We start from the raw sequence: 22,131 nt of genomic DNA on the forward strand, positions 1-22,131 counted from the left end.
TTCCTCTGTCGACGGCCAGCGGCCCCGAAGGCTAGCAACGGGCTCCCCGCGTACGACAACGGCGAACAGCGCGGCATGAACACCTGTGCCGAACAGCACATCCCGCCCCTACAGTTGGCCAGCGGAGCGTCCACGACATCGACGCGAGGGAGAATTCATATGGCGCGCAAGTTGTCCCTGGCCCTGGAGCTGTATGCCGACGCGAACGGCAGCGTCGACCAGCGCTATATCGATCAGATGCGCAACCAGGACGCCGAACCGGTGCCTGTCGATCCCACGCTGCCGAGGTTCACCCTCGTCGTGGGGCCCTCGCCCTTCACCATGCCGCGCGGGTGGGAGTTCTTCCTCACCTCACCCTACGAGGGTGCGACGTACATCTCGACCGTGCTGCACAACGCCGGGTACCCGGTGCGCATCATCGACGTCCGCTACACCCCGAACCCCCTCCAGGCGGCGTACGACCAGATCGTCGAAGGCACCGACGTGCTCGGTGTGTGCACGTTCGAGGACAACTTCCCGTTCTGTCGCGAGCTGATGGCGATGGTCCGTGAGTCGCACCCGGAGATACCGATCATCTGCGGCGGCTCGCTGGTCACTTCCGTTCCGGCAATATTCATGTCGGACACCGACTGCGACGTCGCGGTGATCAGCGAGGGCGAGATCACCATCCTGGAGCTGATGGAGAGTTACGCCCGCGGCGCGTGGAAGCAGGATCTCCCGACCATCAAGGGCATCTGCTACCGGGACGAGAAGGGCAAGGCGCGCCGCACGCCACCGCGCGGCCAGATGATGGATCTCGACGCGCTGCCCAGGATGCGGCTCGACCTGTGGCCTCAGGCGCGCTCGCCGCTCGGCATGCAGCCGCAGGTGATCTCGTCCTACAGCCGCGGCTGCAAGATGGACTGCTCGTTCTGCTATCGCACCACCCCGCAGGTGCGGGCGAAGTCGCCGGAGAAGATGGACCGGGACCTCGACTGGCTGAAAACCCAGTACGGCGTGGACTTCTGCTTCTTCGTCGACCTCACGTTCAGCTCGCACCGCGGCCAGACCATCGAGATGTGCGACGTGATCTCCCAGCACGATCTGCGGTGGACCTGTCTGACCCGGTGCGCCGACATGGACGTACCGCGCATCGACGCGATGCGGGAGGCGGGCGCGGACATCATCCTGTACGGCGTCGAGTCGCTGGGCCGCGAGGTGTTGCGCGAGGCCCGCAAGGGCAGCAGCGAGAACCTGACCGTCCGCGCGATGCGCACCACGTTCGACGGCGGCGTGCGGTTCGGCTCGCTGCTCATCGTCGGTCTGCCGAACGAGACCGAGGAGTCACTGTCGGACATGGTGCAGTTCGCCGAGCAGTACAACCATGTGACCCGGGTGAAGTATCTGTCGGCCATGCCCGGTACGACGGTGTACCAGAACGCGCGGCAGAACAAGATGATTCGCTCCGAGATCGACCACCTGAACTGGCTGTCGGTCGAACAGGCGCTGCACGAGGACGAGTTCCTCAACGTGAGCGGGCTGCCCGAGCAGGTCTGCCGGGACGCGTACAAGCGTGTGTACGACGCCTATCAGCCCGGCCCGGTGATGGACTTCCAGCACTGGCCGGAGCACTTCCAGTACTTCCACCCGCAGCCGGCCGACGGCACCGAGCGGTCGACGTCGTACGCCGGGAACGGCTGGCGCACGGAGTGGAGTTCCGCCGCCGCGCCACTGGTCCCCGGTTCCGAGCTGTACACATTGGACAAGGTGGCCGACCCGGAGGTGGCCGCGGTCGGGAGCACCCTGATGGACTGCGGCGCGAAGAAGCTCGCGGTCGGGGGCTGACGGGTGCCCACTCAGGACGGCCCGATCCTGATCATCGGGACCGAGCGCTCCGGGTCGAACCTGCTGCGGCTGGTGCTCGACGCGCACTCGCGGATCGCGGTACCGCATCCTCCGCACTTCATGCGGTACCTGTCCGGCATCCCGTACCACGGTGATGTCGACGCGATGGTGGGCGACGCGATGTGGTTGCTGCGCGACCACATCCACCCGTGGCCGCACGTGATCGACCGGGGCGCGGTGGCCGGGGCGGCCGGCCCGTCGCTGTTCGGGGTGGTGTCGGCGATCTACGACCAGTACCGCGTCGCGGAGGGCGCGGCCCGGTGGGGGTGCAAGAGCACGTTCATGGTCGAGCACGTCGACGAGGTGCTCGCCGAACTCCCGGACGCGCGGTTCCTGTGGCTGGTGCGCGATCCCCGCGATGTGGCCGCGTCCGCGAAGCGGGCCGTGTTCGGCTACTGCCACCCGTACCGGATGGCGCAGCGGTGGGCGGCCGAGCAGGAGCTCGCCCGCGCGGCCCTGGAGCGGTGGGGGCCGGCCGTGGTGCACCTGGTGCGGTACGAGGACCTGGTGTCCGCGCCCGACCGGGAGATCCGGGCGATCTGCGACTTCATCGGTGAGGCGTTCGAGCCCGCGATGCTGGCGCACCACCTCGGTGGCAACGCCCGGGTGACCGCGTCGCTGTCGGCGTCCTGGCGCACGGCGGGCGACCCGATCACCACGGCCCGGATCGGCGCCCACCGGCGGGAGCTGTCCGACCGGGAGCGGCGTCAGGTGGAGAGCGTGGCCGCGCGGGCGATGGAGACACTTCGCTACCCGTTCGACGGGGCCTCGCTGGGCGAACCGGCTCCCGGGCCCTTCGGCGTCGCGCTGCGCGGCTTCGCGGTGCGGCTGGCGGTGGAGGCGCGATCGCTGCGCACCGACCGCAACCACTTCCGGCGCTGGCGGCGCGACGCCACCGTCCGCCGGCTGCGCCGCCGCGCGAGGCCGGGCCGTCCCCTGGTTCCGGCAGGAGAGAGCAGATGAACGAGACAGGAAGCGTCCGCACGCACTTCGCGGACCGCGCGAGCACCTACGACCGGTCCAGTTCGTGGTGCACCGACGACACGCTCGGCGAGCTGATGCTGTCCACGGCCGCGCCCCGGCCGGGCGACGCGGTCCTGGACGTGGCGTGCGGCACCGGCCTGGTGTCAAGGTTGTTCGCCGGGCGGGTACGGCGGCTGGTCGGCGTGGACATCACGCCGGAGATGGCCGAGCAGACGGGCGACGTGCTCGACGAACTGGTCATCGCCCCGGCCGAGGAACTGCCATTCGAGGACGGCACGTTCGACATCGTGGTGTGCCGTCAGGGGATCCAGTTCATGAGCCTGCCGGACGCGGTGCGGGAGATGGTGCGGGTGACCCGGCCGGGCGGGCGGGTCGTGCTGACCCACCTGTGCGCCTACGGGGACGACGACCGCGACGAGTACTTCGAGATCCTGCGGCTGCGCAACCCGGCCCGGCGGCACTTCTTCCGGCCCGGCGATGTCGAGGCCCTGCTCACCGGCGCCGGGTGCGATCAGGTGAGCTCGCAGCGGTACGTGTCGGTGGAGGACGTGGACGTGTGGTCGGACAACGGCGCGATCGGCGAAGACGCGCGGGAGGCCATCCGGGACCGCTACCGGAAGGCGTCACCCGCGTTCCGCGCACGGCACGCGGTGGCCGAGGCGGACGGGCGGATCACCGATCACATGCTGTTCGTCGTCGCCTCGGGAACGAGGGTCTGATCATGGAACCGGACCAGTCCCTTGCCGACGGCGTGCGGGCCGCGTTCCTCGCCGAGGCGGCCACCGCGGCGCGGTACACCTACTTCGCACAGGTCGCCGGGATCGAGGGCCACACCGAGGCGGCCCGGGTGTTCGGCGAGCTCGCCGAGAGTGTGGCCTGCGCCGCCCACGGGCACCTGGACGTGCTGCGCGACCTGCTGGGCGGCGGCGATCCGGGCACCGGCCTCGCCATCGGCGACACCCGCCGCAACCTCGCCGCGGCGATCAGCGGCGACCTCGGGGAGGCCACCGAACGCTACCCCGGCCTGGCGGCGCGGGCGCACACGGAGGGCGTGGCCGATCTGGCGAGCTGGCTGGAGACACTGTGCACATTGAAGAAGTCGCACGTGGACCGGCTGGAGCAGGCCCTCACCGGGCTGACCGAGCCGCGGTTCGCCGGGAACGGAGCGCCATGACCACCGACTACAACGCCGAGGCGATCACCGTCTACTCCGGGCTGGAGGCGGTGCGCCGCAACCCGTCGATGTACGTCGGGTCGACCGGCTCGGACGGCGCCCACCACCTGGTGCTCGAACTGGTCGACAACGCCGTGGACGAGGCCGCCGCCGGGCACTGCGGCGCGATCTCGGTGGAGCTGCACGACGACGGCTCCTGCTCGGTCACCGACGACGGCCGGGGCATCCCCACCGACCCGCACCCGGAGGCCGGGATCCCGGCGTGCGAGCTCGTGCTCACCACGCTGCACTCGGGGGGCAAGTTCGACCACTCCTCGTACGCGACCTCGGCCGGGCTGCACGGCGTCGGCCTGGCCTGCGTGAACGCGTTGTCGCAGTGGTTGCGGCTGGATGTATGGCGCGACGGCGCGCACCACAGCGAGTCGTTCGCCCGAGGCTCCATCGAGACCCCGCTCAAGCGGGTCGGCGACAGCGACCGCCGCGGCACCCGGGTGTGGTTCCGCCCGGACCCGGAGATCTTCTCCTCGTGCGAGCTCGACGCGGAGCTGCTGCACGCCCGGCTGCTCGACATCGCGTATCTGCACCCGGGCCTGCGGGTCGATCTCATCGACCACCGCACCGGGCGGCACGAGTCGCTGTGCGAGATGACCGGGGTGCGGGGCCTGCTCGCGTACCGCGCCCGCGACGCCGAGAAGGTGCACGCCGAGCCGACGACCATCACCTGGGCCGGGGACGGGTGCGTGATCGACGCCGCCGTCCAGTGGACCGAGGGGTACGCGGAGCAGATCTTCAGCTACGTCAACACCATCCGCACCGACCTGGGCGGGTCGCACGTGGACGCGCTGCGCGGCGCGCTGGCCGGGGTGGTGGCCGAGCACCTCGGCCCGGCCGCGGACAAGATGACCGTGGTCGACATCCTGGAGGGGCTGACCGCGGTGATCGCGATCCGGATCCCGGACGCGCGGTTCGACGGCCAGACCAAACGCACCCTGCGCAACGACGACGCGGGCGCCCGCGTGTTCGACGTCGTCACCGAGCAGGCGCGGCGCGCGCTGGCGGCCGACCCGGAGCTGGCCCGCCGCATCGCCGAACGGGCCGTCGACGCGAGCCGGGCGCGGCTCGCCGCGCGGCTGGCCGGGCGGACGGCCCGCTCCCGGACCAAGGCCGTCGAGGTCGACTACGCGGTCTACCAGCGGCAGTTCGGGATCCGTTCGAAGGACTGGCACGACTCGTGCGCCTGGCTCACCGACGACGACCTGCTCGGCAAGCACGCGGAGCTGTGCGCGGTTCCGCAGGACGCCCGGATGCTGGACGTGTGCTGCGGCAGCGGCGTCGTCGGCGGCGCGTTCCGCGGCCGGGTCGGCGAGATGGTCGGGCTGGACCTCACCCCGGAGATGGCCGCGCTCGCCGCCACCCGGCTGGACGTCGTGCACCAGGGCACCGTCTACGACCTGCCCTTCCCTGACGCCAGTTTCGACCTCGTGGTCACCCGGGAGGTACTGCATCTGCTGCCCCAGCCGGAGCGCCCGGTGTCGGAGATCTTCCGTGTGCTGCGGCCGGGCGGGCAGTTCATCGTCGGGCAGATCGTGCCGTACTCGGACGTGGACGCGTTCTGGATGTTCCGCGTGTTCAAGAAGAAGCAGCCACTGCTGTACCAGATGTTCCGCGAGGAGGACTTCCGGGGGTTGCTCACCGGCGGCGGGTTCACCGACGTGCGGATGGAGGAGTACTTCCTGTGGGAGTCGATCGACCGGTGGATCGACACCCACGAGACGACACCGGCGAGCCGGCAGGAGATCTACCGCCTCTACTACGACGCGCCGCGCGAGGTGCGCGCCGTACACCCGTTCGAGGTACTGCCGGACGGCTCGGTGCGTGACCGGTGGCGGTGGTGTGTGTACTCGGTGCGGAAACCCGACCATGCCTAGCCGCACCGTGGTTCGCCCGGTCGCCGAGGTCGTGCGCGGGCTGGAGGCGCTGCGGCCGCTGCGGGGCACGCCGGTGCCGCACTTCCGCGCGAAGGTGCGCGATCTCGTCGTCGTCGCGTCGAGTTCGCGGGGCGGGTCGAGCATGCTCGCCGAACTGCTCCGGTCCTCGCCGCACCTGCTGCACCTGCGCGCCGAACTGAATCCGCTGCTGCGGCTGGTCGGCCTCGACCACCCGCACAACGGCACCGGATCCGACGTGCTGGACGCGGCGCACTGGCACGGGCTCCCGCCCCGGTCCCGGGCGTTGTTCGAGGCGGAACTGGCACTGGACGCGGGTTCTCCCGGCACCGGCGTGGAGAACCTGGCGGTGGACGCGGCGTGGCGCCTGGTCATGCAGTGGCCGGGGCTGGACCTCGATCCCGTCGACCTGGTGCGGACCGCCGAGGGGGTACTGGACCGGGATCTCCCCCGGTTCGCGCGGGCGCTGATCGACATGGCCGGCGTGAACCCCTGGTACTACGACCTTCCCGGGCGGTCACCGGGACCACGGCCGGCCGGGCCGCCCGGTGATGTGCTGCTCGAAGAGCCGCCCTTCGTCCTCCCCCGCCCGTGGCGGCCCGCGGACGAACACGAGGTCGCCACGAAGCCACTGGTGATCAAGACGCCCGGCAACGCCTACCGGCTCGGCTTCCTGCGGGCGGCGTTCCCCAACGCCCGCCTGCGGGTGCTGCACCTGACCAGGAACCCGGCCGCGTCGGTCAACGGCCTGGTCGACGGGTGGCTGCACCACGGATTCCACGCGTACCGGCTGGACGAGCCGCTGCGCATCACCGGATACGCAGACGTGCGGCCGGCCGACCGGCACTGGTGGAAGTTCGACCTGCCACCGAGCTGGCCCGAGTACACCGCCGCCCCCCTGCCCCGGGTCTGCGCCCACCAATGGCTGTCGAGCCACCGCGCGGTGCTCGCGCACGGGGCGGATCACACGGTGCGGTTCGAGGACATGATCAGTGGTCCGCACGCCCGCACGGACGCCGTCGAACGGATCGCGGACTGGCTGGGGATCCCGTTCGACGGGCCGCTGAAACGGGCCGCGACCGACGGCATCGCCGCCACTGTGGCCACCGCCGCACCACGCCCCGGCCGGTGGCGGGCGCGGGAGGAGGAGATCCGGTCCGCGCTCGGTCCCGACGTACTCGCGATGGCGGAAAGGCTTGGCTATGCCCGTGACGACCACTGGATCTGAGCTGAGCACCCACGGCGGCCAGGGATGGGTCCCCCGGACGGCGTCGCACATGGACGAGGTCGCGGCCGGGGAGGTGTGGGCGCCGTGCGGGTACCGGTCGGAGACGGCCGCGCTGCGGTCGGTGCTGCTGGTCCGCCCGCCGGACAGCCTCGCCGAGGTGCGACGGCCCGGGGCCTCGCTCATGCTCGGGCCGGTGGACCTCCCGGCGATGCGGGCGCAGTACGACGCGCTGGCGGACCGCCTGCGGGAGCACGGCGTCGAGGTACACCTGACGTCCCCCGCGGCGACGCCGAACGTGGTGTTCGCGCGGGACCTGTTCTGGATGACCCCGGCCGGGGCGGTGCTGGCGCGGATGGCGTCGGCGCAGCGGGCCGGCGAGGAACGGCATGCCGCGCTCGCGCTGGCCGAGGCCGGGTTCCCGATCCTGCGCACGGTGTCCGGCACAGCCGTGTTCGAGGGCGCCGACGCGCTGTGGATCGACCCGTCGACGGTGCTCGTCGGTACCGGGTTCCGCACGAACGCGGCCGGCGCGGCCGAGGTCGCCTCGGCGGTCGCGGGACTGGGGGCGCGGGTGGTGACGGTACCGCTGGCACCGGGCGTACAGCACCTGCTGGGGACGGTGGTGTTCCTCGACCCGTCCACCGCCGTCGTCCACCGGGCGGCGAGCCCACCGGAGTTGACGGCGCTGCTCGCCGAGTACGGCTACCGGGTGATCGCGCTGCCGCCGGACGAGGAACTGCTGGTGCGGCGCGGGATGAACCTGCTGGTGCTCGCGCCGGGGCGGGTGCTGATGCCCGCGGGCTGCCCGGGAATCCGGCGGACGCTGGAGCGGGCGGGTGTGGCCGTCGACGAGATCGACATCGGCGAGTATCTGCGGGCGGCCGGCGGGATCGGCTGTGTGACCGGGGTGGTGCGCCGTGAGCACTGAGAGCCGGGCACGTGGCCGATCACTGGGGCGGGTACACCGTGGGGTCGTCCAGCGGCACCTTCAGCCAGGAGATCATCTGCCGGAGCTGGTGGTACGCCGCGAGCCGCTGCTCGTCGGAATCGGCCTCCTCCGCGGCCGCGATCGGCTCCCACATGCGCGGCACCATCACCGGCCCGAGTTCGAGCAGGCCGCCGCTGCCGCCGGTGGCCCACTTGGCCAGCACGTACCGGACGATCGCACCGACCGGGATGTCCAGGTTCCGGGACATGCCGCGCACGGTCTCCAGCGGATCGAGGAGCCCGTAGTCGACCACCTCGGCCTTGAAGTTGGCATGCGGGTCGTCCGGTGGCCAGCACCGCTCCCACTGGCGCAGCCGAACCGCCGGCGTACCGGTCGCGTCGTAGGCCAGGTCGTCCATGTCACCATCCATGCCGCCACCCTAAGGGCGGCACCGAGCTTGTCCGACCGGACAGGATGAACACCGAAGCAGGGGAAGGAGAACCAGTGAACGAGAACCTTCGTGAGGAGCAAGTCGCCCTCGTGCGGACCGACTCGGGCGCCGCGATCAGCGGCACCGCCACGGCCGACGACGAGGCGATCCGTCAGCAGCTGCGCAGCCTCGGCTACCGCATCTGACCCAACCGCCCCGGCCCGCCCGCTCGGGCGGGCCGGGGCAACCCCGCGAAGGAGACCGAGCAGGCCCGCCGCGCACTCACCGAGGCCGTGGCGGCCGTACGCAGCAGCAGCCGGGTGCCTCGGCCGGCTCGTACGGGTTGTCCGCCCCAGCCGTCCCGGCCCTTCCGGCCCTTCCGGTCGTCCCGGTTGTCCCGGTGATCCGACGGGCGTTCGCGTTGGCGTCCGGTCCACCGGGTATCCCGGTGCTCCGACCGGCGTTCGCCTTGGCCTGCGGTCCCTTCGCGCCGCGCCGCACGCACACCTCCAGCGGCGGTGCACCCAGACTTCCCGGGAGCCGATCCCGGCCGCCGCGCGGGCGGCGCACCACTCGTCGCGGGCTGCCCGGTACAGCCGCGATCACCGGTACCGGCACGAGGGTTGCCGTGCCGGGCCGCATCATCTCCGACGCCCCGGCCCGCCGGACGTCCCCGCTCCGGTCGCGTGCGCCGGAACCCCGGGGTCCGGGGAACAGATCGCGTCGCGGAGCATCCCCGTCCAGGCAGTGTCCGACCATTCACTCCCGGTCGGCCCGCGGCGTCCGGTGCCTGCCGCGGACCTACCCGGGCTGGGCAGACCGGTGAACCGGACGGTCCTCCCCCACGCGGATGGCCCGGCACCCGGACCCCTTTCGTCGGGGGTCAACGTGCTGAGAGGGCTGGAGTGTTGACCACCCGGCGGCGCGTTGTAGGGTGCGGCGACCGGGAGGCGAAATGGCTGAGACGACCAACCCGTTCGACGACGAGAACGGGGTGTTCTGGGTGCTGCGCAACGACGAGGAACAGCACTCGCTGTGGCCGGAGTTCGCTCCGGTGCCCGCCGGGTGGCAAGTGGTGCACGGCCCGGACGGCCGGGCGGCGTGCCTGGCCTACGTCGAGGAGAACTGGACCGACCTGCGTCCGGCCTCCCTGCGCCGCGCCATGGACAACTCGACCGGTTGAGCCACCGGATCGACGCACGGTCCTCACACTGGCGCGGCGGTGGACCGCTTCGTCACCTTCATCGCACTCCACGTCCGCCCGCCGTCGAGGGACGACTCGACGGTGAGCGCGCGCCGCGCTGATCCCCGCGGTGGAACGTCGGAGCCGGTCGGACAACCACAACGCACACGATGCACGGCGTGAATCGCCCGCGGGAACCTGGCGGCCTGGCGGCATAGGGGCAGAACAGTGAGTCGGTCCACACTTCCGTTCCCACGACCACGACCACGTTCACGGGAAAAGCGCGGGTGCGCGCTGATCGTGCAACAGGGCGCCTGGGACATGCCCAAGGAGTCGATGCCGCTCGCCGCCGGCTACCTCACAGCCGCGGCACAGGCCGATCCCGTGGTGGGACCCGAGTTCGACGTGGGAATACAGAACTTCCGCGGTGGAGAATCGCTCGGCTCGATGGCGCGCACGATCTTCTCCGGGGTCGTGCCGGACGTGCTGGCGTTCTCGGTCCTCGGCTGGAACCTCAACCAGTTCGGCGCACTCGCCGAGACCTACAAGTCGGTGCGCCCGGACGGCTGGGTCGTCTTCGGCGGAACGCACGTCGCCCACCAAGCGGAACGCGTCTTCCGACGCTTCCCCGAGGTCGACGTCGTCGCCAACGGCGAGGGCGAGTTCACCTTCCGCGATCTGCTGCTCGCCGTCCTTGAGGAGAAGTCGCCGCACGACCTCGCGCAGGTGCCGGGAATCTCCTACCGCGACGAGGAAGGCACGATCCACACCACAGCCGAGGCACCGCGCATCGACGACCTGGACATCATTCCGTCGCCGTTCCTCACCGGGGCCATCCCGCTGCTCGACCACAACGGCCGGTTCCCCTACGACGTCGCGCTGATGGAGACCAACCGCGGCTGTCCGTACAAGTGCTCGTTCTGCTACTGGGGTGGCGCGGTCGGCCAGCGGATGCGCGACTTCTCCCGTGAGCGGCTGCGCGCGGAACTCGACCTCTTCGGCTATCACCAGATTCCGACGGTGGTGTTGTGCGACTCGAACTTCGGCATGCGGCAGCCGGACGCGGAGTTCGTCGAGGACCTCGTCAGAACGCGCGAGAAATACGGGTTCCCGCGGTCGTTGGAGACGTCGTGGGCGAAGAACAAGTCCAAGACGTTCCACAACATCATCCGCCGGATGAAGGCCGAGGGGTTCCAGAGCTCGTTCACCGTGGCGCTTCAGACCCTGGACGACACGGCGTTGCGTGACATGGGCAGAAGCAATATGCGGCTGAACCAGTGGAAGGATCTGGCGGCATGGCTCGCGGCGGAGGGGCTCGACGCCTATGCCGAGCTGATCTGGGGCGCGCCGGGTGAGACGGTCGACTCGTTCCTGACGGGCTACGACCGGCTGTCCGAACATGTGTCCCGTATCGCCGTCTACCCCCTGTTGCTGCTGCCCAACACGAACTACACGGAGAACCGCGAGGAGCACGGCTTCGTCACCGTGCGCGGCGACAACGACGACTTCGAGTACGTTCTCGCCAACCGCACCGTCACGGTCGCGGAGAACACGATGATGCAGCGGTTCATGTTCTGGGCCCGGATGATGAGCGAGAACATGTACTTCCGGCACATCTGGGTGCCGCTGCGGGAGCTCGCCGGGCTCACCCAGAGCGCCGCACTGCTGATGCTGTCGGACTGGTTCCAGGACTCGGCCGATCCGGCCGTCGCCGAGTTACTCGGCCACGGCCGCGAGTTCACCGACTCCGGCCTGGTCGTCGAGTCGCTGCACAAGCTCTACGCCGACCCGCGGTTCGCGCCGATCTTCCAGCGGTGGTGGGACGAGGCGATCCTGCCGAAGGTGCCCGAGCGGCACAGACCGCTGCTGAACGAGATCTTCCGCTACGACAACACGACCCGTCCGATCTACGCCGGAGCGGGTGCCGAGGACGCCGAGGTGCGCAGCATCGACGGCCTGCCGCACTACGTCCGCAGCGGCCTGCGGTTCCAGTACGCGATGCCGCAGGTCCTCGACGCCATCCGCGCGAGCCGGCCGTTCGACGACGAACCCTCGCCGGTCGAACTGACGCTCGCGTACCGCATCGGGTTCGACGACTACCTCGACAACCACGAACTCGCGACCTACTACGCCGGTCGTTGCCTCGATATCCGGTAGCGGACAGCACAGCGGGCGAACACTCCGTATCGCCACCGGGCCCCGTGGTCCGGGAGGCGTCGCCGCTGGACGGGTCGGCCCACGGCGGAGCGCGGTTCGCACGCGGGATCCGTCCGGCACAGGAGCGGCAGGTTCCGGGAACCGTCCGGCAGGCGGGCCGCGGGCTCAGTCGTGCGGGCCGCCGGTGCCGGTCCGCGAGTCGATCCGGTGGGCCAGTCCGTCGAGATAGATGCCGAGCTTGTCGGTGAACCAGCCGCGCCCGTGCCAGGTGTCCTCGGCGGTGAACACCTCCAGGAACGGGGTGTCGACCGACCAGCTGCTGCGGTACTCCTCCCGTACGGTCCGGCCGCCACCGGCCGCCGTCTCCCCGTCGAGATGGCGCATCGCGATCCAGGAGGTGAGGGTCAGTTCGGCGACGAAGTCCACCGACACCACCGCGTCACGGTCACTGAGCCCGGCCGCCACCAGCGAACGGCCGTAGCGGACCAGTCGCTCGATGATGGCCGGCGGGGTGCCCGGGGTGGTGAGCACGGCCTGGGCGATACCCGGATGGGTGTCGCAGAGCTCCCAGAGCCGGTCGGCGAGCCGCCCCAGCAGCTCGCGCCAGGGCAGCTCCTCGGACGGCCACTCGACCCGGTCCACGGCCACCCCGATCGCGGTGCGCAGCAGATCGTCGCGGTCCTGCACATAGCGGTAGAGCGTGGAGTGGCTGACGCCGAGCCGGGCCGCGACGCTGGGCATGCTGAACGTCGCCAGCCCCTCGGCGAGCGCGGCCTCGGCGACGGCCCGGGTGGTGAGCGACCGCGACGGGCCGGGGCGGCGGCCCGGCCGGACCCCGCGGGGGGTCCGGCCGGGAGTGCCGTCGGTCATGAGCCCGCCGCGGTGATCCGCCACCCGGCCGCCCGGCTCCGCTCGTGCCAGAACCGTGCGTAATGCCCGTCGAGGGCGAGGAGCTCGGTATGGGTGCCGCGTTCCGCCACCCGTCCTTCGTGGAGCACCACGATCTGGTCCGCTGTTGTCACGGTGCTCAGCCTATGGGCGATGACCAGCAGGGTGCTGTTTCTGCGCAGTTCCTCCATGGAGCGCCGCACCGCCGCCTCGTTCTCCGGGTCGAGTGCGGCGGTGGCCTCGTCGAGCAGCACCACGGGCGCGTTCTTGAGCAGGGCGCGGGCGACCGACACCCGCTGGCGCTCGCCGCCCGAGAGCGCACTGCCGCCCTCGCCGACCCGGGCCTCCCAGCCGTCCGGGAGCCGGGCGACGATCTCGTCCACCCCGGCGAGCGAGGCCGCGCGGCGGATCTCGTCGTCGTCGGCGTCCGGACGGCCGATCCGGATGTTGCCGATCAGCGTGTCGTCGAAGAGATACACATCCTGGAAGACCAGGGCCAGCTGGGCCATCAGATCCTCGGTGCGCTGTTCCCGGACGTCCACCCCGCCGACCCGTACGGTGCCCTCGCGGACGTCGAAGAAGCGGGCGATCAGCCGGGTCAGGGTGGTCTTGCCGGAGCCGGAGGCCCCGACCAGGGCGGTCATGGTGCGCGGCGGCACGGTGAAGCCGACTCCGTCGAGCACGGCCGGGCCGTCCCCGTACCCGAATCGCACCCCGGTCAGCTCGATCTCGCCCGGGGCGCGCACCGGGGCGGAGTGCTCGGGGGCGGGCAGCGACCGTTCGTCCAGCACCGCGCGTACCCGGCGCAGGTCGTTGCCGGCCATCCGCAGCACCCCGGCGAGCTCGCCCACCTCCGCCAGCGGTCCGGTGAAGCGGGCCACCAGGGCGAGCAGTGTGACGAGTTCGACCGGGTCGACGCTGTCCCGGAGCGCGAGCAGGGCGCCTACCGCGATCAGCGCGGAGAAGCAGAACTGTACGGCGAAACCGCTCAGCAGCATGCCGGGCATCGAGAGCAGCACCTGCCTGCGGGAGGCGGTCCGCTGCTCCTCCAGGGCGTCCTCCAACGGCCGGTAGTTGCCGGTGGTGCGCCCGAAGGCACGCAGCACGGCCTGGTTGCGGGCGAATTCGAGGACCCGGTTGGCGGCCTCCACCCCGGCCCGGTCGTTCTCCTCGTCGGCCCGCCCGAGCAGCCGTATCGACAGCCGCGCGGCCAGCAGGATCAGTGGCGAGCAGACCAGCACGGCGAGTCCGAGCCGCCACTCGTGCCAGAACATCACCACGACCACGGTGGCCGGGGCGAGGACTCCGGTGACCAGCGGCTGGAGCAGATGGGCGCAGCTGCCCGCGATCGACAGCACCGACTTGGTGCCGATGCGGCTCAGCCGTCCCACCGTGGTGCTGTCGAACCAGCCCAGCGGCAGGGTCACCGCATGGTCGCCGAGCCGGTGGTGGAGCGTGGTCAGGATGACCAGGGCGAGCCGGAATCCCAGCATGGCCTGGGCGTAGTGGGTGACGAGCGAGAGCGCCACCGCTCCCGCCATCCAGGGGAGCCAGGCGGCGGCGCCGTCGGTGTCGCCCGCCAGCAGCCGTCCCACCACGGGCACGAGGAAGGCGACCGCCGCGCCCTGCGCGACGCCGTTGAGGGTGAGGGTGCCCAGATAGCGGCCGAGGTCCCGGCGGTGGTCCGGGCCGAGGGTGGCCGCGAGGTCGCGGATCATGCGCTGGTCCTCTCATGGGTCGCCCACAGCCGGGCGTAGCGGCCGTCGGCGGCCAGCAGTGCGTCATGGGTCCCGCTCTCCACCAGCCGCCCGTGATCGAGTACGGCGATGGTGTCGGCGGTGACGATGGTGGAGAGCCGGTGGGCGATGACCAGTACGGTCCGGCCCGCGACCAGGGGCGCTATCGCGTCCTGGATCTCGGCCTCCGGCCCGGGGTCGGCGAAGGCGGTGGCCTCGTCGAGGACGAGTACGGGGGTGTCCGCGAGGAGCGCGCGGGCGATGGAGATCCGCTGTGCCTCGCCGCCGGAGAGGGCGAGCCCCTCGCCGACCACCGTGTCGTAGCCGTCCGGGAGCGCCAGTATCCGCTCATGGACCCGGGCCGCCTCGGCCGCCGCCCGGACCTCGTCGTCACCGGCCTCCGGTCTGCCGAGCCGGATGTTGTCGCGGAGCGTGCCGCGGACCAGCTGGACGTCCTGGAGCACGAAGCCGACATTGCGGTAGAGCTCGGCGGTGCTCAGCTCGCGGACGTCCACCCCGCCCACGGTGACCCGGCCGGCCGTCACGTCGTGGAAGCGGGTGACGAGGGAGGCGAGGGTGGATTTCCCGGCGCCGGACGGGCCGACCAGCGCGGTCAGGGTGCCGGGGGCCAGCCGCAGGCTCACCCCGTCCAGGATCCGCCGTTCGCCGTCATAGCTGAAGGAGACGTCCTCCAGCGCGACCTCGTGCCCCTCGGGGACACGCGGGTGTTCGGGTTCGGGCAGTACGGGGAGGGTGAGCACGGAGTCGATGCGCAGCGCCGCCGCTTCCGCCTCCCGCCGGGCCTGCGCGCCGAAGCCGAGGGTGACCAGGAAGGAGGGGAGGATCATCGCGACCAGCGAGGCGGTCAGCACATCGACCGGTGCCACCCAGCCGTGCGAGACGAACCAGACGCCGCCGCCGAGATTGATGAGCAGGACCACCGGCGGCGAGATCGCCATCGAGGCCAGTGCCTCCAGCTTGAGCATCGGCCGCACCCAGTCGCTGTAGTTCCGGCCGAAGCCGGTCGCCGCCTCCCGGTAGCTCGTATGGGCCCGGCCGGTGCGGCCGAAGGTCTTGACCACCGCGATGCCCTGGACGAACTCCACGATGCTGCGGTTGACCGCCGCGATCCCGGCGTCCATCGCGGCCATTTGCGGGCCGAAGTCCCGCATCATCCAGCCGTACGCGCCGGCGTAGACGGGGATCGTGGCGACGGCGAGCAGCGCGAGCCGCCAGTCCAGCCAGAGCAGATAGCCGAAACCGGCGACCGGGACGGTGATCGCGCCGACCGTCTCGACCGCGCTGTGCGCGACGAGATGGTGCAGATCGTGGACGTCGTTCTGGGCCGCCTTCCGCACCGAGGCGGAGGAGTTGGTGTCGAACCAGCCGAGCGGGGCCCGGCCCAGCCGGGCCACGATCCGGCGCCGCAGTGACGCCTGGAGTCCGACATCGGCGAAGTGGGTGACGGCCAGGGCCGCCGCGCCGAAGAGGCCGCGCGCGGACAGTCCGATCAGGGCGATCATCACGGCCCGGCGCACCGAGTCCTCGTCCGTCGGGCCTGCCGCGAGCAGGGTGCGGGCGAGTTCGGCGAGGGCGATGAAGGGGACGACCGCGGCGGCGGCACCGATCATCTGGAGCGCCATGCCGATCCGGATGCGGACGCGGACGGGGGCGAGCAGTCCCTTCAGGACGGCACGGGCCCGTTCCACGCCGTTCTCCGGCGTGATCCGTCCGGCGGGAGCGGGCGGGTCGCCGGTCTCCTGTCGGGGTGCCGCCGGGGTATCGGTCAGGGCCATGCCGCCTCCTTCACAGACAGACTGTCTGGATTAAGTGAGGCTAACCTAAGTAAGGATGTGGGTAAAGGCTCAGGGTGGGGCGGAGGCGATCAGCCTCGGCGGGCTCCAGCGCGGCTTCGTGCCGTACACGGGCGCGTCGGGCGCGACATCCAAGCGGCCGTTGTCCGCGTCGAAACCCACGGCCGTCACATGCCCGGCGAGTGCGCGCGCGGCCGCAGCGAGGATGTCGTCGAACCGGGCGAGGGTGCCGCCGACGGCCGCCGGGACGGCCATTGCCACGCTCGGGCATCATCCGGCTGATCGCCGCGCCGGACAGTCAGAAGCTGCTCAGCCCACTGCTCAGGGCCGGGACGTCGGCGTCGCCCACCATGACGTGCGGTCCGGCTCCGCCGACGGTTGGGTAGGTCGACACGGATATACGTGGGGGCATCGGCGATCCGCCCGCGCGGGCGAGGCCGGCGTCGGCCCCACCCGCGCGACCAGGGCTGACGCCGCGATTCCCCCACCGGTGGGCGGAGCCGAGGAGCTACCCCCGCGCGGGCGGGGACGGCGAAGCGCTCGATCGCGCCGTGCGGCCGATGAGCTTCCCCGGGCTCCGCTCCGGACAGGTGGGTCAGCGCAGTCCGGCGAAGAGATCGTTCTCGGGTACGGCCGTGCCGGTGGCGTCCTGGACGCGTACGAAGGTCTCCATGCCCATCAACTCGCCGAACCTCTCCTTGCCCATCTTGAGGAAGAAGATGTTCTCGCCCTGACTGGCGTGCGCGGCCAGCGCGTCGAACTTCTGGCCGCTGAACGCGGTGGTGTCCACCCACGTGGTGATCTCATCGTCGGGCAGCCCGATCTCGGCCATCGCGGCGGCCTCGGCGGGATCCGGCTCCGGCATGTCCGGATGGAACTCGCGCATGAGCTCCCCGAACCGCCGCATCCCCGAGCGGGGCATCGTGGTCCAGTACACCTTCGGCGCCTGCTCGGTCATCTTCAGCGCCGCCATCGTGATGCGGTGGGCCTGGATGTGATCGGGGTGGCCGTAGAAGCCGTTCTCGTCGTAGGTGACGACCACGTCAGGCCGGTAGTGCCGCATGAGTTCCGCGAGCCGGGCCGCGCCTTCCTCCACGGGGGTCCGCCAGAAGGATCCCGGGGCGTCGTTGGTCGGCCAGCCCATCATCCCGGAGTCGGCGTAGTCCAGCATCTCCAGATCGCTGACCTTCAGCACCTCACAGCTCGCCTCAAGTTCTTCACGGCGCATCAAGGCGACCGCCGCCGGATCGTGCCCGGGATCGCCCGGCTTGACACCCCCCGGTCCGTCACCGCAACCGCCGTCGGTACATGTCACGAGAACCGTGCGGATGCCTTCCGCCGCGTACCGCGCGAGGACCCCTCCGGTTCCGGTGGCCTCGTCGTCGGGATGGGCGTGCACTGCCATCAGCGTCAAAGGTCGGTCAGTCGTCATGAAAAGTCCTCCTGCGAAATAAACGTCTTGGTCCGACCGCGCGACGGGCGTACCGCGATCCTGGGGCCCGGACCCCGGTGAGGCGGACAACCCCTCTGGCCTCCGTGTTCCCGCCCGTGCGGCACCGGTCCCCCGGTCGGTACAACCGTGCCGGCCGGACCCCCTGTTCCCAGGGCGGCCGTCTGGCCTTCCGAACGTCGGCGTTCCCACGCGAACGAGGTACCGGCGCGACCCGCACCATCCTGTCGCACCAGGTAAGGGGAGTGTGGTCGGTACTCCGGAGAGCGATGCGCCCGCCTCCGCGGTGGAGATGCCGGAGGGGCGGGCGCCTGTGCCGGGGGCTCAGCCCTGGAGCTTCATGCCCCTGGGCGAGGTGAGGCCCTTCTCCGGGTGGGCACGGAACGTCGCCGTCCAGGCACTGGGCGAGCAGGACGCGCCGTTGGGGTGCTGCTCTGTCAGCCTGGCCCGGACGCTGTCCTTGACGATCGTGTCACCGCTCCTGGCTGACGTGACGGTGAGCCGTACCGGCACGGTGGACGCACCGATGCCGTCGGGGAGCCGGACCGAGATGGTGGCGAACGGGTCGTCGGCACCGCCCGATGTCCGCTCCTTGCAGGCGCCGTCCACGCACAGCCGGATCCGCGCCGCGTCACGGCCGCCGAAGTCGGCGGGCCGCCACATGGCGGAGACCTGCGAGTCCGCGTCGGCCTGGGTGCACAAGGTTTCCTGACCGAGGAACGAGCATCCGGTCAGGGCCGCCATCAGCAAGGGGGTGAGAAGGATGTATCGCATGCCAGTACCTCGCCACTGTCCGGGGCAAGGCGCTGTTGACCAGCCCGATGTCAGCAAAATACAGCCAGCTGGGGTCCAGCTCGGCCGCGGCCAGGGACCGTCGGGTCCGCTGATAGGTTCGCAACGGTGAGCGAGCAACTGCCGAGCGGTGGCGTCGAGCTGTCACCCGACGAGATCGAAGCCCTCCAGGGCAGGTGGGCGTCCTGCTGGACCCCGAGTGAGGTCGCGCGGCGGCTGGCCGGGATCGGCTCGCCCTGGTACGTGGCCGCGGGCTGGGCGCTGGACTTGTTCCTCGGCAGACAGACGCGCTCCCATGGAGACATCGAGATCGCTATTCCGGCCGCGAGCTTTCCCGAGATCCGCCACCGCTTTCCCGGTCATGTCTTCGACGCGGCGGGCAGCGGCCGGATCTGGGAGGACGCCACACCGGAGGTGCTGGCCGCCGTACATCAGACATGGCTCCGCGATCCGGCCACCGGGGACTACCTGCTCGACGTGTTCCGCGAACCGCACGACCGTGACACCTGGATCTGCCGACGCGACGAGGGAATCCGGCTTCCCTACAGCGACATCGTCCATCGCACCCAGGACGGCATCCCGTATCTGGCACCCGAACTGGTGCTGCTGTTCAAGGCCAAGCACACCCGCCGCAAGGACCGGAGGGACTTCGACGTGACCGTCCCGCACATGACCCGGGCCCAGCGCGAGACCCTGGCCGGGCTGCTCGTCCGCGTACACCCGGGACATCCCTGGCTCGCGGATCTGTAGTCGGTGCCTCAGGACCACATGTGGGATCGGCGGTTCCGATCCGCGAGGAGCGCGCCCGGTGACCGCCGTCCCGTCGGCCTGCCGTCCGCCCGTACCCCCACCGGTCTGCCGCCGGTCCGGCGGCCGACCGGATCACGGGGTGTCGGTCTGTGTGACGGCTCAGTCCTCCCGCTTCCGTGCGGCATCGGCGCGGTGTGCTGCCCCGCCGGGGTACGTGGGCGGCGGTGCGGTGAACTTGGCGGGTGTGTAGCCGCGGTGGTGCCGGCGGAACGAGTCGGCGAGGTGGTGCTGGAGTCGGCTGTGGCGGAACTGGTAGACGGCGCCGGTCTGGCGCAGGACTCCTCGCCGGTAGGCGTCGTCGAGGAAGGCGGCGGTGTTCCAGGGGAGTTCGCCGGTCAGCGGTAGCCAGACGCGGGTGAGGACGATCCACTGGCCCCAGGCGGTGAACGCGAGGGCGTAGGAGAACGCGCCGCCGAGTCCGCCCACGGCTCCGATGAAGAGCCCGGCGGACGGGGTCCAGTTCAGCGGTCCGAGAATGTTCCGCAGCAGACCGGTGACGACGTGCCCGCCGAGCGCGATCGTGAGAGTGAGCGCCGGTACGAGTACAAGGACCTGTCGGCCCACCGCCTGGCGGTTGACGGCGAGCAGACCGGCCGGTGTGGCCGCGGTGGCGATGTCCAGGGGCGTCTCAAGCGCGGCGATGAGTCCGAAGACGAGTGCGGTGGCCGAGCCGAAGATCAGCCCGAAGGCCAGCATGTTGACGAGCGTGCCTTCGATCACCGTACCGCTGGTGAGCGGGGTCCCTTTGACCAGTGCGTGTTCCAGTGCGACGGCGAGCGCGAATCCGGCGCCCATCACGGATCCGCCCAGCAGCACGGGTCCGAACCGGGAGGTGAAGGTGCGCATCGGTCGGCCGCCGACGCGGGCGCGGGTGCGGCGGACACCGGGCAGTCGCAGTCGTACGTGGGCCGGGGTGAAGGCCGTTGTGCCGAATCTCGACATGAGCCAGTACACGGACCCGAAGGCGAGGCCGGCGGCCGGTCCGAACAGTGCCCCTTCCAGGATGACCGTGCCGATTCCCGCCGCGCTGTCGCCCGACCCGAGTCCGAGGGCGATCACGGCGATGAGCCAGAGGGGCACCGTGACGGACAGCGTGCAGGTCAGCACGACGGCGATGATGCGGGTCGAGCGCCGCAGCGCGTCGCCGATCCGCCACCAGGCGAGGTCCCGCTGATCGAGGTCCTCCAGCCGGGCCATGTGATGGGCCAGGTAGCCGAGCCAGTACTGGACCCGGTCAGGGTCGTGATCGTCCCGTCGGCCACGGCCGCCGCTGACGGCCCGTACGGGGGTGCGGCGGTAGACCGTCGGCACGAAGGATGCCAGCAGGTGTTCCTCAAGGGCGTGTTCGGTGGGGAAGCGGGTGGTGTTCAGCAGTTCTTTCGGACTTGTGCCGGATGTCTCGCTGTAGATCGTCCGCGCGAGGACGACCATCAGGGGGGTGTTCAGGACTCTGGTGAGGTTCCTGCTCGCCACGGTGTCCTGGGTGCGCAGCGTCTCCAGGACAAGGTCCCATACGTTGGCGTTCCGGTCCCGGCTGCTCCCCCGGGCGGTGACGGGCCGGGAGGTGCGGGGCAGGTAGTCGGTGAGGTCGCCGGGGGTGAGGTCGGCGAGTTCGACACCGGCGGCCCAGGTCAGGGGGGTGCCTGCCGCCCGGACCGCTTCGGCGTACTCCCGGCGGCGGCTGGTCAGCACGAGCGGCAGCGAGGTGGTGTTGAGCGCCGCGAGTACGGTGGGCCGCAGGGCTTCCGCGATCTCGTCGAATCCGTCCAGTACGGGCAGGATGAGGCCGGCGTCGAGGAGCGCGGCGGCCAGTGTCGCTCCGCTCGGGACCCGCTGGACCAGGTGGGGGTGGTCGCGCAGCAGCCGGTCGGTCAGCCAGTCGTGCAGCACGGTGGCCGTCGGGTCCCAGGAGCCGAGGCTGAAGATCACGGGCACCCGCTTGAGGGGGGCGGGGTCGGCCAGGAGGTCGAGGACGAACCTGATCGTCAGGATCGACTTGCCCGAACCGGCCCGGCCGAGGAAGACCATCCGGCCGGACGGGACGCGTCCGTAGACCTCGGCGACGTGCGGCAGATCGCTGTCCAGATCCATGGGGCTCGGCGCGGTCCCCGGTGGAAGGCGCTGAATGTTCTCGGGATGGTCCATCAGATCGGTCGGTGCCTGATGCCATCGCACCGGGAGCGGATAGGGATCGTGGACCCGGCGCCGCTCTTCTTCGAGTTGCCAGCGGCTTCTGATCTCCTCCGCCAATTCTCCGGCCGCACCGGCGAATTGGCTCGACAACCGAGACGGTAAGGGGCTGGAAGTCGAGGGTGATTCGGAAATTGATTCGAGAGCTGGTTCGGTTTCCTCTTTCGCGAGGACGGCCGCCAGCCGCCGACGGTCCTCCGGCCCGGCCTTCAGAGCGTCCGCCAGCAGATTGACCGTTCCCACGCGGTGGTCGGCGGATCTGCCGGTCTCCAGTCTGCGGATGGTGCTGACGCTCACTCCCGACCGCTCCGCCAGCTGTTCCTGTGTCAGACCCGACTGTTTGCGCAGCCGGCGTAAGAGCGTGCCGAGTCGATCCGCCACTACGTGCGTCCTCTCCACCTGCGTCTACAGCCTGCGGGGAGCCTACCGTGACGACCGGTCATGGATGACCGGTGCGGTGACCTGTCCATCCGAGCGGCACGAACGCCAGCATCGGAGGTGCACAGCCACAAGCCGCCCCCGGGGGCTGCGCCCGCT

19 protein-coding genes are annotated in these 22,131 nt (G+C 70.8%); 11 read left to right on the forward strand and 8 right to left on the reverse strand.

Going from position 1 to position 22,131, the window contains the following annotated elements; all coding sequences use genetic code 11:
- Window positions 1–159: 159 nt before the first annotated feature.
- The 7 genes from AB852_RS09515 to AB852_RS09545 are packed head-to-tail and all read left to right on the forward strand — an operon-like array spanning window position 160 to window position 8,144.
- A complete protein-coding gene (locus AB852_RS09515; protein WP_073786029.1) occupies window positions 160–1,824 on the forward strand; it encodes a B12-binding domain-containing radical SAM protein in 1,665 nt (554 codons plus the stop codon).
- A 3-nt stretch (window positions 1,825–1,827) separates the two neighbouring features.
- Window positions 1,828–2,847 carry a sulfotransferase family protein gene (locus AB852_RS09520; RefSeq protein ID WP_073786032.1) on the forward strand — a complete coding sequence of 340 codons (1,020 nt, stop codon included), beginning with the start codon at window positions 1,828–1,830 and terminating at the stop codon, window positions 2,845–2,847.
- Entirely contained in the window at window positions 2,844–3,587 is a 744-nt protein-coding gene (locus AB852_RS09525; RefSeq protein WP_073786034.1) for a class I SAM-dependent methyltransferase, read from the forward strand. The genes AB852_RS09520 and AB852_RS09525 overlap by 4 nt, the downstream gene beginning before the upstream one ends.
- A gap of 2 nt (window positions 3,588–3,589) precedes the next feature.
- Complete coding sequence (locus tag AB852_RS09530) at window positions 3,590–4,042, forward strand: rubrerythrin family protein (RefSeq protein WP_073786036.1); 453 nt, start codon at window positions 3,590–3,592, stop codon at window positions 4,040–4,042.
- Window positions 4,039–5,970, forward strand: a complete 1,932-nt coding sequence (locus AB852_RS09535) for a methyltransferase domain-containing protein (RefSeq protein ID WP_073786038.1) — start codon at window positions 4,039–4,041, stop codon at window positions 5,968–5,970. Before AB852_RS09530 ends, AB852_RS09535 begins: the two co-directional genes overlap by 4 nt.
- Window positions 5,963–7,216: a sulfotransferase family protein gene (locus tag AB852_RS09540; RefSeq protein ID WP_073786040.1), complete on the forward strand. Its 1,254-nt coding sequence runs from the start codon at window positions 5,963–5,965 to the stop codon at window positions 7,214–7,216. Before AB852_RS09535 ends, AB852_RS09540 begins: the two co-directional genes overlap by 8 nt.
- The gene (locus AB852_RS09545) at window positions 7,191–8,144 is read left to right on the forward strand and encodes a dimethylarginine dimethylaminohydrolase family protein (RefSeq protein WP_245876699.1); all 954 of its coding nucleotides are present in this window, start codon (window positions 7,191–7,193) and stop codon (window positions 8,142–8,144) included. Before AB852_RS09540 ends, AB852_RS09545 begins: the two co-directional genes overlap by 26 nt.
- Window positions 8,145–8,163: 19 nt before the next feature.
- On the opposite strand, the gene AB852_RS09550 is transcribed toward AB852_RS09545, so the two are convergent.
- The gene (locus tag AB852_RS09550) at window positions 8,164–8,574 is read right to left on the reverse strand and encodes a DUF6027 family protein (RefSeq protein ID WP_073786043.1); all 411 of its coding nucleotides are present in this window, start codon (window positions 8,572–8,574) and stop codon (window positions 8,164–8,166) included.
- A gap of 74 nt (window positions 8,575–8,648) precedes the next feature.
- Here AB852_RS09550 and AB852_RS41310 point away from each other — a divergent pair, with 74 nt between their 5' ends.
- The 3 genes from AB852_RS41310 (at window position 8,649) to AB852_RS09560 (ending at window position 11,914) form a co-directional block, all read left to right on the forward strand.
- Window positions 8,649–8,780, forward strand: a complete 132-nt coding sequence (locus AB852_RS41310; RefSeq protein WP_266504843.1) for a hypothetical protein — start codon at window positions 8,649–8,651, stop codon at window positions 8,778–8,780.
- Between the two features lie 749 nt (window positions 8,781–9,529).
- Window positions 9,530–9,757, forward strand: coding sequence for an MbtH family protein (locus AB852_RS09555; RefSeq protein WP_073786045.1), 228 nt, complete (start codon window positions 9,530–9,532; stop codon window positions 9,755–9,757).
- A 300-nt stretch (window positions 9,758–10,057) separates the two neighbouring features.
- Window positions 10,058–11,914, forward strand: a complete 1,857-nt coding sequence (locus tag AB852_RS09560; RefSeq protein WP_143201202.1) for a KedN5 family methylcobalamin-dependent radical SAM C-methyltransferase — start codon at window positions 10,058–10,060, stop codon at window positions 11,912–11,914.
- Between the two features lie 165 nt (window positions 11,915–12,079).
- Here AB852_RS09560 and AB852_RS09565 read toward each other — a convergent pair whose 3' ends face one another.
- The 6 genes from AB852_RS09565 to AB852_RS09590 form a co-directional block, all read right to left on the reverse strand.
- Entirely contained in the window at window positions 12,080–12,784 is a 705-nt protein-coding gene (locus tag AB852_RS09565; protein ID WP_073787593.1) for a TetR/AcrR family transcriptional regulator, read from the reverse strand.
- The gene (locus AB852_RS09570) at window positions 12,781–14,520 is read right to left on the reverse strand and encodes an ABC transporter ATP-binding protein (protein WP_073786047.1); all 1,740 of its coding nucleotides are present in this window, start codon (window positions 14,518–14,520) and stop codon (window positions 12,781–12,783) included. Before AB852_RS09570 ends, AB852_RS09565 begins: the two co-directional genes overlap by 4 nt.
- Window positions 14,517–16,334, reverse strand: a complete 1,818-nt coding sequence (locus AB852_RS09575; RefSeq protein WP_073786049.1) for an ABC transporter ATP-binding protein — start codon at window positions 16,332–16,334, stop codon at window positions 14,517–14,519. The genes AB852_RS09570 and AB852_RS09575 overlap by 4 nt, the downstream gene beginning before the upstream one ends.
- A 69-nt stretch (window positions 16,335–16,403) precedes the next feature.
- Window positions 16,404–16,613, reverse strand: a complete 210-nt coding sequence (locus AB852_RS09580; RefSeq protein ID WP_143201203.1) for a hypothetical protein — start codon at window positions 16,611–16,613, stop codon at window positions 16,404–16,406.
- A 334-nt stretch (window positions 16,614–16,947) separates the two neighbouring features.
- Complete coding sequence (locus tag AB852_RS09585) at window positions 16,948–17,757, reverse strand: PIG-L family deacetylase (RefSeq protein ID WP_073786053.1); 810 nt, start codon at window positions 17,755–17,757, stop codon at window positions 16,948–16,950.
- Window positions 17,758–18,126: 369 nt separating this feature from the next.
- Window positions 18,127–18,576: a hypothetical protein gene (locus AB852_RS09590; RefSeq protein WP_073786055.1), complete on the reverse strand. Its 450-nt coding sequence runs from the start codon at window positions 18,574–18,576 to the stop codon at window positions 18,127–18,129.
- Window positions 18,577–18,702: 126 nt separating this feature from the next.
- On the opposite strand from AB852_RS09590, the gene AB852_RS09595 reads away from it, so the two are divergent.
- Complete coding sequence (locus AB852_RS09595; protein ID WP_073786057.1) at window positions 18,703–19,344, forward strand: nucleotidyltransferase domain-containing protein; 642 nt, start codon at window positions 18,703–18,705, stop codon at window positions 19,342–19,344.
- Window positions 19,345–19,503: 159 nt separating this feature from the next.
- On the opposite strand, the gene AB852_RS09600 is transcribed toward AB852_RS09595, so the two are convergent.
- Window positions 19,504–21,993, reverse strand: coding sequence for an XRE family transcriptional regulator (locus AB852_RS09600; protein ID WP_342748470.1), 2,490 nt, complete (start codon window positions 21,991–21,993; stop codon window positions 19,504–19,506).
- Window positions 21,994–22,131 lie beyond the last annotated feature (138 nt).

The sequence above is a fragment of the Streptomyces uncialis genome, from assembly GCF_001905345.1.
GTDB classification, from domain to species: Bacteria; Actinomycetota; Actinomycetes; order Streptomycetales; family Streptomycetaceae; genus Streptomyces; species Streptomyces uncialis.

Coding starts and splice junctions, on each gene's coding strand:
- AB852_RS09525 (WP_073786034.1), top strand. CDS start 2,844: ATGAACGAGACAGGAAGCGTCCGCACGCACTTCGCGGACCGCGCGAGC.
- AB852_RS09535 (WP_073786038.1), top strand. CDS start 4,039: ATGACCACCGACTACAACGCCGAGGCGATCACCGTCTACTCCGGGCTG.
- AB852_RS09590 (WP_073786055.1), bottom strand. CDS start 18,576: ATGCGATACATCCTTCTCACCCCCTTGCTGATGGCGGCCCTGACCGGA.
- AB852_RS09555 (WP_073786045.1), top strand. CDS start 9,530: ATGGCTGAGACGACCAACCCGTTCGACGACGAGAACGGGGTGTTCTGG.
- AB852_RS09550 (WP_073786043.1), bottom strand. CDS start 8,574: ATGGATGGTGACATGGACGACCTGGCCTACGACGCGACCGGTACGCCG.
- AB852_RS09515 (WP_073786029.1), top strand. CDS start 160: ATGGCGCGCAAGTTGTCCCTGGCCCTGGAGCTGTATGCCGACGCGAAC.
- AB852_RS09575 (WP_073786049.1), bottom strand. CDS start 16,334: ATGGCCCTGACCGATACCCCGGCGGCACCCCGACAGGAGACCGGCGAC.
- AB852_RS09530 (WP_073786036.1), top strand. CDS start 3,590: ATGGAACCGGACCAGTCCCTTGCCGACGGCGTGCGGGCCGCGTTCCTC.
- AB852_RS09540 (WP_073786040.1), top strand. CDS start 5,963: ATGCCTAGCCGCACCGTGGTTCGCCCGGTCGCCGAGGTCGTGCGCGGG.
- AB852_RS09570 (WP_073786047.1), bottom strand. CDS start 14,520: ATGATCCGCGACCTCGCGGCCACCCTCGGCCCGGACCACCGCCGGGAC.
- AB852_RS09585 (WP_073786053.1), bottom strand. CDS start 17,757: ATGGCAGTGCACGCCCATCCCGACGACGAGGCCACCGGAACCGGAGGG.
- AB852_RS09565 (WP_073787593.1), bottom strand. CDS start 12,784: ATGACCGACGGCACTCCCGGCCGGACCCCCCGCGGGGTCCGGCCGGGC.
- AB852_RS09545 (WP_245876699.1), top strand. CDS start 7,191: ATGCCCGTGACGACCACTGGATCTGAGCTGAGCACCCACGGCGGCCAG.